At 37.7% G+C, this 12755-nt stretch carries 8 protein-coding genes; 7 read left to right on the top strand and 1 reads right to left on the bottom strand.

Features of this window, described 5'->3' with window-relative positions:
• Window positions 1-72 precede the first annotated feature (72 nt).
• Entirely contained in the window at window positions 73-1269 is a 1197-nt protein-coding gene (locus tag HJC33_RS13960) for an acyltransferase family protein (RefSeq protein WP_171659434.1), read from the bottom strand.
• Window positions 1270-1397: 128 nt separating this feature from the next.
• Here HJC33_RS13960 and HJC33_RS13955 point away from each other — a divergent pair, with 128 nt between their 5' ends.
• From HJC33_RS13955 to HJC33_RS13925, 7 genes are all read left to right on the top strand, one after another.
• Window positions 1398-1937 (top strand): NADPH-dependent FMN reductase, encoded by a 540-nt coding sequence (locus tag HJC33_RS13955; protein WP_171659433.1) that lies wholly within the window; start codon window positions 1398-1400, stop codon window positions 1935-1937.
• A 7-nt stretch (window positions 1938-1944) separates the two neighbouring features.
• The gene (locus HJC33_RS13950; RefSeq protein ID WP_171659432.1) at window positions 1945-3246 is read left to right on the top strand and encodes an anthranilate synthase component I family protein; all 1302 of its coding nucleotides are present in this window, start codon (window positions 1945-1947) and stop codon (window positions 3244-3246) included.
• A gap of 5 nt (window positions 3247-3251) precedes the next feature.
• Window positions 3252-4577 (top strand): tRNA lysidine(34) synthetase TilS, encoded by a 1326-nt coding sequence (tilS, locus tag HJC33_RS13945; RefSeq protein ID WP_246245558.1) that lies wholly within the window; start codon window positions 3252-3254, stop codon window positions 4575-4577.
• Window positions 4574-6556, top strand: coding sequence for a protein-disulfide reductase DsbD family protein (locus HJC33_RS13940; protein WP_171659431.1), 1983 nt, complete (start codon window positions 4574-4576; stop codon window positions 6554-6556). The genes tilS and HJC33_RS13940 overlap by 4 nt, the downstream gene beginning before the upstream one ends.
• A gap of 80 nt (window positions 6557-6636) precedes the next feature.
• Window positions 6637-9030, top strand: coding sequence for a penicillin acylase family protein (locus tag HJC33_RS13935; RefSeq protein ID WP_171659430.1), 2394 nt, complete (start codon window positions 6637-6639; stop codon window positions 9028-9030).
• A 194-nt stretch (window positions 9031-9224) separates the two neighbouring features.
• Complete coding sequence (locus HJC33_RS13930) at window positions 9225-9971, top strand: hypothetical protein (RefSeq protein WP_171659429.1); 747 nt, start codon at window positions 9225-9227, stop codon at window positions 9969-9971.
• Between the two features lie 2 nt (window positions 9972-9973).
• Complete coding sequence (locus HJC33_RS13925; protein ID WP_171659428.1) at window positions 9974-12748, top strand: TonB-dependent receptor; 2775 nt, start codon at window positions 9974-9976, stop codon at window positions 12746-12748.
• The last annotated feature ends 7 nt before the right edge of the window (window positions 12749-12755 follow it).

The following is a 12755-nucleotide window of genomic DNA, read 5'->3' as shown; positions in this document are numbered from 1 at the left end:
TCTATGCGCTATTTGGAATGATGCTTAAATCCAAAAAGATATTTTTGATTAGGAGACTATATTGTATGAGGGTTAACCTCGAACCCCTTGAACCAATCGTTGTAGAAAAAGTCGAATTTTTGTTGCTACCTCTTTATAAATGGGCATAGCAGATTTCTGAAGATGTATTAGCTGTTCTTTAGAGAACTGTAGGGCAAAGTAGAGATGTCCTTTAATATCACTTTCATACTTGGCATATTGAAGAGACAGATATGTGCAAGCTATCATGAAAGCTAAAGCTCCAGGAATGACTATAGATGGGGTTAATGCATGATGAAAGAATTTGTAAAGTCCCAAACCAGTAAAACTTCCATAGAGAATGATGAAGTGTACCACGTAGATGGTCAAAGTGTTGGCACCAATTTTTAGAATGGTCTTGTGGGCTAATAGAGAACGCAAGACCATAAATACTGCAAAAACAAAGAATACATCCCCTAAACGTATAAAAAGGTAATTGTTAGCCTGAATCATTTGGAATAATTCTACGCCTGTAATTGCATACAACCAAATAAAGAAATTTGAAGATTGATACGTCAGCACATAACCTACTAAAATCGAAATACCAATAGCGGCCGGATACAAATATTTGAAATTCTTAAAGCGAGTGAGCAGAAGCGCCAATGCCCCACCAATGGTTGTATACCCCAACCATGGGATAATAGTGAAAACAGAACCGTTGACTTTGGTAAAATAATTTGCAATTCCAGTAGGAAAATAGCTAAAAGCAAATTGTTTATAGACAGACTCAAAAAGAAAGAGCAATAAAGTAAGGCCAACCAGAATCAATGGGAAAACAAATTTCTTTCTTTTGGAAGAAAGCAAGTAAATGCCAATAATACAAAGAATGGAAAGGCCAATGCAATGCAATACATCTACTAGATAAAACCCGCTATAAACTTCACCTTTAAAAAGCCCAAAGAGATTCAAACGAAGCAAATAACCAATGAGAATAAGTTGAAGCCCTCGTCTGACTCCTTTCTTAACTCGGGGATTTTCAAAACCTTTTTGAGGAACCCTCACCAATAAATACGTAAAAATAAATCCAGAAACCGTAAAGAAAACAGGTGCGGTAATACCTCTAAAGTACAACCACAAATTGTAAATAAAATTCTGCGAATCTCTAAAAATTGGATCCAACAAGCCATCAATAAAATGTCCTTGTAGCATCATGAGAATGGCCCAAGCCCTCATGGCATCGATAAAAAACAATCTGTTGGACTTTGTATTCATGGAACAAAACTTACCCTATATACTTGTCTAACAGTATTTTTGGGTTTCTAGTGCGTAAAATTATATAAAATACTCGCATCTAAGTATCAATTGAGGTATTTTAGCGAAACAATCAAAGTTTTTTGTTTATGGCTGCAATTTTGGCATTCGCTGGGAGTAATTCTTCAACTTCCATTAATTATCAATTGGTACAATATACCGCATCACAAATAGAAGGTCATGATCATGATGTTAGGTTATTGAATATGACGGGCTATCCTTTTCCCATGTTTAGTGAGGATGATGAAAAGCAAAAAGGATATTCCAATTCTTTGGTTGAGCTGAAAAATGACATTCAGCAGGCAGATGCTCTACTGCTTTCCGTTAATGAACACAATGGAAATCTATCCGCATACTTTAAAAATGTATTGGACTGGTTGTCGCGTCTGGAACGAAAATTCTTGGAAAACACTAAAGTGTTTTTAATGGCCACCTCGCCGGGAAAAAGAGGAGGAATAGGTTCTTTGGAAGCCACGCAGAACATGTTACCAAGATTTGGTGCCGAAATCGTATCCACTTTTTCTTTACCCTCCTTTCATGCCAATTTTGGTGAAGGAACAATCCAAGACGAGAATCTTAAAGCAGAACATCAATCAGCTTTAAATGCGTTTTTGGAAACTTTAAAGTAAAAAAGTATTGCGCGAGCACCGTTCTTTTGCCATTTCAGATTCTGATAAAATCAAAGAGGTTTTGTTGGAATGGTCAAATGTATATCCCAAAGTTGTTTGGTTGGACAGTAATGGCCATTTAAGCAAGTACAGCTCTTTTGATGCCATCTTGGCTATTTCAAAACAGACCGATAAGTCTGATGATTACATCAATAATATCGATGAAATACAAAATTTCACCGACAAAGAACAGGATTGGTTGTTCGGGTATTTGACCTATGATATAAAAAACAGATTTGAAAATTTGGTTTCAGATAATTTTGATGGTCTAAATTTTCCTGAGATTCAATTTTTTCAACCCTCAAAAATCATCATCTTAAAAGAGGGTAAACTCAACTTTTTGTATTTGCAAGAGTATGCGCATGAAATTGAAAATGACTTTTCGGAAATTTTAGAATTTTCAAAAGTGAAGAGGGTAAATGAAACTGGGAGAAACCCTATCAAAATAAAAATGCGCATTCATAAAGATGCTTATTTTGAAAAAGCCCATAAGTTTTTGGAGCATATTCATCGAGGGGATATTTATGAGGCCAATTTTTGTCAAGAGTTTTATGCTGAAAATACACTGATCAACCCTTTACGAACTTATTTAAAGCTGAATGAAATTTCCAAACCACCTTTTGCTGCCTACTTTAGACTTGGAATTCATTATTTAATGTGTACTTCACCAGAACGATATCTCAAAAAGCAAGGGCAAACTGTAGTTTCCCAACCAATTAAAGGAACAGCGGCCAGAGGAGTCAATCAAAAAGAAGATGAGGTGTTAAAAAAACGGCTTTTTGAGGATGAAAAAGAACGCGCAGAGAACATAATGATTACTGATTTGGTTCGGAATGATCTTTCAAAAAGTGCTTTGAACGGAACTGTACAGGTGGAGGAATTGTGCAAAGTCTATAGTTTTGAACAGGTACACCAATTAATTTCTACAATTACCTCTAAGGTTTCCAAAAGCCAAAAAAGTTTAGAGTTGATCAAGGATACATTCCCTATGGGAAGTATGACTGGCGCCCCAAAAATTTCCGCAATGAAAATCATTGAAGAATTGGAAGAGACCAAGCGCGGGCTTTATAGTGGTGCTGTGGGTTATTTTGACCCAAAGGGCAATTTCGATTTCAATGTGGTTATCCGAAGTATTTTGTACAACTCCAACACCAACTACGTCTCTTTTTCAGTGGGTAGCGCCATTACGGCTAAATCTGACCCTGAAAAGGAATATCAAGAGTGCTTGCTCAAAGCAAAGGCTATGCGCAACGTGCTTGAAACAAGCTAAGGTTTATGCCTTATTTTTGTGGAATGCTGGAACAGTTTAGGGAACATATAAACACATCACTTGCTTTTCTAAAAGAAAAGCGGCTGTTGATTGCTTGTAGTGGAGGAGTGGACAGCATGGTTTTGACCCATTTATGTGCTTCCTTGGAAATGGCGATTACTTTGGCGCATTGTAATTTCAAACTTAGAGGAGATGAAAGTGATGGTGATGAGGCTTTTGTGAAAAAGATGGGCAAGGAACACCAATTAGAAGTTTTTACTCGGTCTTTCGATACCAAAAGCTATGCGGAAACCCAAAGAGGTTCCATTCAAATGGCAGCAAGACAATTGAGGTATCAATGGTTCCAAGAATTGCTGGACAACGAAGAATACGATTATATACTTACCGCTCATCATGCTGATGATAGCTTGGAAACCTTTTTGATCAATCTTTCACGCGGTACAGGAATTGAAGGGTTAACCGGCATCCCAGAAAAAAATGAACAGATAATTCGACCTCTACTACATTTTTCACGAGAAGAGATGCTAACATATGCCAAAGCACAGAATTTGCAATGGCGAGAGGATAGTAGCAATAAGGAAAACAAATACCTCCGTAATAAAATACGGATGGAAATTGTTCCTAAACTAAAGGAATTGCATCCTACTTTTTTAGAAAATTTTAAACAGACCCAGGAATATTTGGCGCAAACCCAAAATTTGTTGGAACACCATGTACAAGAAGTCAAGCAAGATTTATTCGTAGCAGATGAAGAATCGTATATCATCGACATTGAAAAATTACAAAGACTGAATCCCATTGAGGCTTATTTGTACGGTATTTTTCATGACTTCGGATTTACGGAATGGGACAATGTCAAGAACCTTTTATGTGCTTCAAGTGGTAAAGAAGTGTTTTCCAAAACACATCGATTGCTCAAAGATCGGACACATTTGATACTTTCGCCCTTAAGGTCAAGAAAAGCAGAAAAATTCCAAGTTTTTGCAACCAATGAGAATCCCAATCTCCCTGTAAGTTTGAAATTTCATACGGTAGATTCCGTGGAAAAATCGGGGTCAAACGTAATCTTTTTGGATAAGGAAAAGTTAAACTTTCCGTTAGTATTAAGGAATTGGGAAAAAGGCGACTATTTTTATCCCTTTGGGATGAAGGGAAAGAAAAAGCTTTCCAAATTTTTCAAAGATGAAAAAGTTGATATCATTTCCAAAGAAAAACAATGGTTACTCTGTTCAAATGATGAAATTGTTTGGGTTTTGGGTAGAAGAGCTGACGAACGTTTTAAGGTGGATGACACCACTCAAGATATAGTTAAGATTACACTGATTGCATGAGGTTTATTATATTGTTTTTCGCATTCATTTTTACTACCCTTTCACTGGTTGCCCAAACCGATGCCGACCCTGCCCTTTGGAGTCATGAGGTGAAAAAGCTATCGGATATGGAATATGAGTTGGTTTTCAAAGGGAAAATCATGGAAGGTTGGCATATATATTCCCAATATACGGCTGAAGGAGGTTCATTGCCCAGCGAATTCACTTTTGAAAAAGCAGGGCAGGATTATGAATTGATCGGGAAAACCACGGAAAGTGAAACCATCAAGGAGTACAGCGATATTTTTGAAGTAGAGGAGACCTTTTTTAAGAAAGAAGCCATTTTTACTCAAAAAATAAAACTTCTAAATCCTGATGTAAGGCAGATTTCCGTTAATCTTTTTTACCAAATCTGTAAGGAGGTATGTATTCCAAAAGATGCCTTTTTTGAGATATCGTTGGATGGAAATGCTTTTGTACAAGAGCAAAAAGAACTTGACAAGAAAAGTATTGCTTTGGGTGAGTCCCTTCGGGTGGACTTGAAGAACAAACACTTATTGAATCAAAATGGGTTAGCTGATTCAGGTACTGTGTCAAATCTATGGATGATTTTTGGGCTTGGATTTTTAGGAGGATTAATTGCGTTGCTCACTCCGTGCGTTTTTCCGTTGATTCCACTGACGGTTTCCTTTTTTACGAAACAATCCGAGAAAAAATCAAAAGGGATTCAAAATGCCATATTGTACGGATTTTTTATCGTATTGATTTATTTCTTGTTGAGCCTTCCGTTTCATGTATTTGACTCGGTGGATTCCCAAATTTTGAATACCATTGCCACCAATGTATGGCTAAACGTATTGTTTTTTGTCATATTTGTGGTCTTTGCCTTTTCGTTTTTCGGCTATTATGAGCTGACACTTCCAAATTCATGGGCCAATAAAATGGATTCTGCTTCAACCAAAGTCGGAGGGGTATTGGGCATATTTTTCATGGCACTAACCTTGGCCATTGTCTCCTTTTCTTGTACAGGCCCTATTTTAGGAGGACTCTTGGGGAGCACCACATTGGCGGAAGGTGATGTGGCCGCCAATTTATCAGCAGGTATGGTAGGATTTGGTCTGGCTTTGGCTTTGCCATTTGGATTGTTCGCTTTGTTTCCCGCTTGGTTAAACTCTTTGCCTAAATCTGGGGGATGGATGACGACGGTTAAGGTAGTTTTGGGCTTTTTAGAACTGGCATTGGCCTTTAAATTCCTTTCCAATGCGGATTTAGTAGGTAATTGGGGTTTTTTGAAACGTGAAATATTCTTGGCAATTTGGATTGTACTTTTCCTTTTGACAACATTATATTTATTTGGACTGTTCCGGTTCACCAAAAACGATACTCCGCAAAAAATATCTATAACACGAAAACTTTTTGGTGTGTTGAGCTTGGCTTTTTCGGGTTATTTGATTTTGGGATTACTTAATGTCACCAACTTGAAGTTATTGAGTGGCTTTCCACCGCCAGATTTTTATAGTGTAAGAACCACTACCAGTGATTGTCCTCTAGGGTTGGATTGTTTCAAGGATTTTGAAGACGGAGTTGCCTATGCCCAAGAAGTGAACAAACCCATTTTGCTGGATTTCACAGGATGGGCCTGTGTCAATTGCAGAAAAATGGAGGAAAATGTTTGGAGCCATTCCAATATTTATCCTTTGCTTAAAGATGAATATGTGCTCATTTCCCTTTATGTGGATGATAGAAAACCCTTGCCGAAGGAAGAAGTTTTTAATTTTCAATATGACTCAGGACGAATCAAAACCATTGAAACGGTTGGCCAAAAATGGGGTACTTTTCAAACCATAAACTTCAATGTAGCTTCACAGCCCTATTATGTGCTATTATCTCCAAATATGGAGATTCTTAATGATGCAGTGCAATATGTGGAGGTGGAAACCTATGAGAAATGGTTGAAATCTGGGTTGAAGAACCATCAACTTTCGATGAATAACAACTAATAATCCTTCCCGGTAATTTCCAGCTTCATGGAAAATAGTGTAAATTAGATTTTGACTAATTTAACATAACCGAAAATCCTGTGAAAAGATTAAAGAAAGTACTCTTGGTACTTGCTGGCCTTTTGTTGCTCATTATTATTGGACTATTGATATTTGTCCAAACTCTTAAGCCCGATTATAGCGGAGAAAAAACACTATCTGGATTAAAAGATGGGGTAAATGTTTTTTATGACGATTATGGCATTCCTCATATTTATGCTGAAAATGAGGAGGATGCCTTGAAAGCTTTGGGGTACGTGCATGCACAAGATCGTCTTTGGCAAATGGAACTATTGAGAAGAGTTGCAAAAGGTGGTTTGGCTGAAGTTTTTGGTGCGGACTTAGTCAAAACAGATAAATTTTTTCTTTCCCTAGGTATTGATGAGCATTCGGCTGAAACAGTGGCGGGCTTGGACATGGAAAGTGAAATGACCATACTTTCCCAATCTTATTTGGATGGAGTCAACGAGTTCATAGCTAATGGCCCAACGCCCATTGAATTTTACTTAACAGGTTTAGAAAAGAAGCCTTTTTCCTTAGAAGATATTTATAATGCTGTAGGTTATATGGCATTTAGTTTTGCCCAAGCACACAAAACGGATCCTTTATTAACTAGGATTAGAAATCAATTGGGAGACGAGTACATCAATGATTTAACGGTTTATTCAGACACAACTACCGTATGGATTAAGAATTTTAAAAATCAGGCAATCGATTCCATCGACCCCCATATAACGGCAAGTATTATTACAGCATTGGAGAAGCTTCCAATTCCTCAGTTTGAAGGAAGCAATAGCTGGGTACTTGCACCGGAAAAAACGAAAAGTGGCAAAGTGATACTTGCCAACGATCCACATATTGGTTTTGCACAACCTTCAGTATGGTTTGAAGCCCATATAACCACACCTACCTATGAAAAGTATGGTTATCATTTGGCGGGAGTTCCTTTTCCCTTACTGGCGCATGACAGGAATTTGGCCTATGGCCTTACAATGTTTCAAAATGATGACCTCAATTTTTATGCGGAACAAACCAATCCAGCAGATTCAACGCAATATAAAACTGAATCGGGTTGGGCAACCTATGAATATATCAACAAGAAAATTAAGGTAAAAGGAGAGGAACCTATTGCATTCACCTACAAGAAGACCAGGCATGGACCCGTGCTCAACGGAATTGCAAAGCAAATAAGTGGAGACAAACCCATAGCCATGTCATGGGTCTATACTAAAATGAAGAACGAGGTCATGGATGCGCTTTACGGCATTTCCCATGCTACAAATAAGGAAGAGTTTAAAAATGCGCTTCCCCAAATTCATGCCCCGGGCTTGAATGTTATGTATGGAGATGCAGAAGGAAACGTAGCTTGGTGGGCCACAGCAAAACTGTACCAAATGCCAGATAGCACATCCACCAAGTTTGTGCTTGATGGAGCTTCAGGGATTCAAGAACCAGTTCGCTATTTGGATTTTTCTGAAAATCCAAGTGCTATAAACCCACCATGGCATTATGTATATTCCGCCAACAACCAACCCGATTCTATAGCTGGCATGTTATATCCCGGGTATTATTTGCCTGAAAATAGAGCCAAAAGAATTGTTCAATTGTTGGATCCCAAAGATGATTGGGACAAAGAATCGGTTTCAGAAATGATTTTGGATGTGACCTCTTCGGTTAATCCGCTGCTCATCACAGAGTTGATAAAACTCTTGGATGTTTCCCATTTAACGGAAGAACAACTAATACAAGTAGATGCTCTTAAAAATTGGGATGGTATGTATGCTTTGGATTTAACAGCTCCTACAATATTTCATAGAAGCGCTTACTTTATGTTGAAAAACACTATGGAGGATGAATTGGGAGAAGAGCAGTTCAAAGAGCTATTGGCCACACATTTATTGAAAAGGCAAATAGCATGGGGTGCACAGATCAAAAATGGTAAATGGTGGGACAATGTGCGTACACCAAATAAGGTTGAGACGCGAGATGAAATTGTATTGAAATCTTTTGCGGATGCTTGGGAGTCCTTAGTGAAAGATTTTGGACCAGACCCAAGCCTGTGGACATGGGATAGGGTACATACTTTGGAACATAAACATCCTATTGGAGAAGTTGAAGCACTCCGTAAATATTTCAATGTTGGTCCATTCCCAGTTGTAGGGAGTAGAGAAGTCATTAATAATTTGGCCTTTCCTTATGACAGTACGGGTTATTACAAAGTAAGTTCTGGTCCATCTACACGCCGTGTCATTGATTTTTCTGATATAGAGAACAGTATCAGTATACTCCCAACGGGCCAATCAGGAAATCCTTTTAGTAAACATTACAAAGACCAAGCTGAAATGTATGTTCAAGGTAAGTTTAGAAAGATGATGATGAACAAGGAGGAAATAGAAGAAAAGGCCCAATCTGTATTAAGATTCGTAAAAGGATAATTATATAGCCTTCAGACTTTACGAAAAATTAACTTATTTAACTTTTATTATTTAGAATGATTATTTTTTAATCAATCTGTTAGGAATATTGTCAATTTTTAACGGAATGTTAGGATTCAAAATAATTAATGTTATTTTAGAGTAGCTAATTCAATCAAAAAATAATTCTTCCTTAACTCAATTTTTACGAGAACATGCTGCGCAATAAAAAAAGTTATCTAACACTTCTTTTGCTTTTTTGTGGGCTTTCATGGACATTTTCTCAGGACAGAAAGGTTCATAAAGAATACTATAACGCATTTGACAAAAAGGTCGGTATTGAGAATACTGGACTCTATCAAGGGGAACTCTATATGGAAAAATATAGAACTATTAACGAAGAAACGCAATTCTATAAGACTAGAGACTTTCTTCCGGGTAGTGTCTGTTATGATGGACAATGTTATTATGACCTTGACTTAAAATATGATATCTACGAGGACGAGGTACTTTTAAAATTGATTACAAAAGCTGGCGGAGGTACCATTCAATTGTTCAAGGATTATGTGGATAGTTTTGCGATAGATGGTCAGGAGTTTGTCAAAATAAAAGAGAAGGATGTGCCTTCGCTCAATGTATACGGGTTTTATAAAGTTGCCCTGAAAACGTCAACATTTACACTTTTCACTAAGTTAAATAAGAAAAGCTTTGAGCGGAAGGATCGGAGCTCTCTGTATTACGAATTTTTGGATGGTCCCAGTGAACATGTGCTTCTATACAATGGACAATACCATATATTCAATACCAAGAAAGAAGCAACACAGCTTTTTCCTAAGCTTAAAAAGGAAATCGACAAATTTTATGGTATTGCAAGAGGGTTGAGAAAGTCAGACCCCAATGGTTTTCAGGCAAGTCTTGTGAGACGTATCGAAATCCTCCTCAACCAACCAATAAACCAATAAGAATGAAAAAGTTTTTAATCGCCATAACCCTCTTTGTGGGCATTCAAAATACTTTTGCCCAACAAGAAGTGCCAACTATTAGTGTGTCTTTTGCCAATACCAATGTTGAAGAAGCGCTACAGGAAATCGAGGAAAAATCAGGGTATAAATTCTTCTATTTAAAGGATTGGTTGCAGGGAATAAAAGTTACCGGAAACTATCAAGATAAACCCGTCAGTGATATTTTGGACAGTCTTTTCAAGGATACGGTCCTCAACTATTTCATCATGGATTCCGATAAAATTTACCTCATGCAGAACAACCAAATTTATGAAACCCTGCCTGATGACTTTTTTGGTAAAGAGGACCGGTTGACAGATGATGATTTTCCTGGTTATGATGAATTGCAGGATATTGGGCCACTATTTTTGAGTGATGAGGATAACGCAACCAAAGGATTACAAGTTGTTAAGATTGGAAAAGAGAACAGAAATAGTAGAAGTAGAACATTTACTCTTACAGGTAAAGCATTAAATGCCAGAACAGGTCAATCGGTATCGGATTTAGCATTATTGGTCCAAGGAAAGGATATTGGAACATCTACAGATACTAATGGCAATTATAGTTTGCAGCTCCCCATTGGAGAAAATATCATTACTGTCAGAGGTCTTGGAATTCAAGAATCAAGAACAAAGATAATTCTCTACAATGATGGTTCGTATAATTTTCAGGTTACAGAAAGTGTAGAAGCACTTGATGAGGTTGTGGTGCAGGGCAACATAGATAGAAATGTGGAAACTGCCATAACCGGAGTTACCTTAATTGAAGTTGAGAAAATAAAGAACATTCCTTTGGTTCTTGGAGAGCGGGATATCCTTAAGGCGGCAATTACCTTACCAGGTATCACAACCGCAGGTGAAGGAGCCGCAGGGTATAATGTACGTGGTGGTAGAACAGACCAAAACCTGATTTTGTTGGACAATGGGGTTATTTATAATCCGTCTCACTTTTTCGGAATTTTTTCTGCGATAAATCCATTTACTACGGGTTCGGCAGAAATTTATAAAGGAAATATTCCTGCTGAATTCGGGGGAAGACTTTCCTCTGTGTTTGATATCACATCAAAAGATGGCAACACACAGAAGTTTTCGGGAGAGGCTTCTATTGGACCCGTTACCAGTAATATTGTTTTGGAAACACCTATTGTAAAGGATAAATCGGCCTTGATGGTTGGAGGTAGGGCCACTTATTCTGATTGGATTTTAGGAGCTTTGGACGATGAACAGCTCAGTAATAGTACAGCTTCTTTCTTTGATGTACTTGCCAAATACAATCATACCATCAATGAGAACAATGAAATCAATGCCACTGGATATTACAGTAAAGATGAATTCAGTATTACTTCAGACTCCATTTTCAATTACAGTAATAGATTGGTATCATTGGGGTGGGACCATAAGTTCAGTGAAAAGACCACTGGTAGTTTAATTCTTTCCAATAGTGAGTATCAATTTGGGATTGAGTTTGATGGGGAATCCAATGACGATTTTGACTTGGGGTACAAAAACAATGAAACCGAGTTCAAATATAAAATGAAGTATTTACCAGGAGGTAAGCACAAGTTTGACTTCGGTATATCTAGTAAATTGTATGTGGTCAACCCAGGGAATATTGACCCTTTAGGGTCAGACTCCGATGTCACTTCGCTTGTCATTCCCGAGGAGCGGGGTCTGGAATCCGCACTTTTCATTTCAGATAGTTATGAGGTGAATGACAAATTGTTGATAGACGTGGGGCTTAGATATTCCTTTTATGCAGCTCTTGGAGCATCAGAACAACGTATTTATCAGGACAATGCCCCCAAGAACAGTGGAACCTTGGTGGAAACACAAAGTTTTGATGAGAATGAATTCATTGAAACCTACGGAGGCCCAGAAGTCCGTTTGTCTGCCAGATATTTCTTGGCGTCCGACTTTTCAGTAAAAGCAAGTTTGAACAATGCATACCAGTACATTCACACCTTGTCCAATAACACTACGGTATCCCCAACGGATACCTGGAAATTGTCCGATTTAAATATTGAGCCCCAAGAAGCCTATCAAGCATCATTGGGATTTTACAAGAATTTCGAAGGGAACAAGTATGAATTGAGTTTGGAAGGCTATTACAAGCAGCAAAAAAACCTTTTGGATTATAAAGTTGGAGCACAATTATTGTTGAACGAAGCTATTGAAACTGAAGTTCTTCAGGGTGATGGTAAGGCTTACGGGGTGGAATTTTTACTTAAAAAGAATGAAGGTAAACTCAACGGTTGGTTGGGGTATACCTACTCCCGTTCATTTGTGAAACTGGATAGCGAGTTTAGTGAAGAGCGGGTGAACAATGGAGAATTTTTTCCATCAAATTTTGATAAACCACATGATGTAAGCTTGGTGGCCAATTATAAGTTTACCAGAAGGTTTAGCGCATCTGCAAATTTTGTATACCAAACTGGAAGACCGGTTACATTTCCGATAGGGAGTTTTTCCTTTAACAATTCAGAGTTTGTGTTTTATAGTGACAGAAACAAATTTAGGATTCCAGATTATTACAGACTGGATTTAAGTTTCAATATGGAAGGGAACCATAAGATAAAGAAGTTTGCCCATAGTTTTTGGAGCTTTTCCATATACAATGTGTTGGGAAGAAATAACCCCTATTCGGTATTTTTTGTTACCGAAGATGGAGACATAAAGGCGTACCAGAGTTCAATTTTTGCCATTCCTGTGCCAACTATTACATACAATTTCAAGTTCTAGATGTGAA

Source organism: Flagellimonas amphidinii, assembly GCF_013090115.1.
GTDB lineage: Bacteria > Bacteroidota > Bacteroidia > Flavobacteriales > Flavobacteriaceae > Flagellimonas > Flagellimonas amphidinii.
This window is presented reverse-complemented; position numbering and strand designations above follow the sequence as displayed.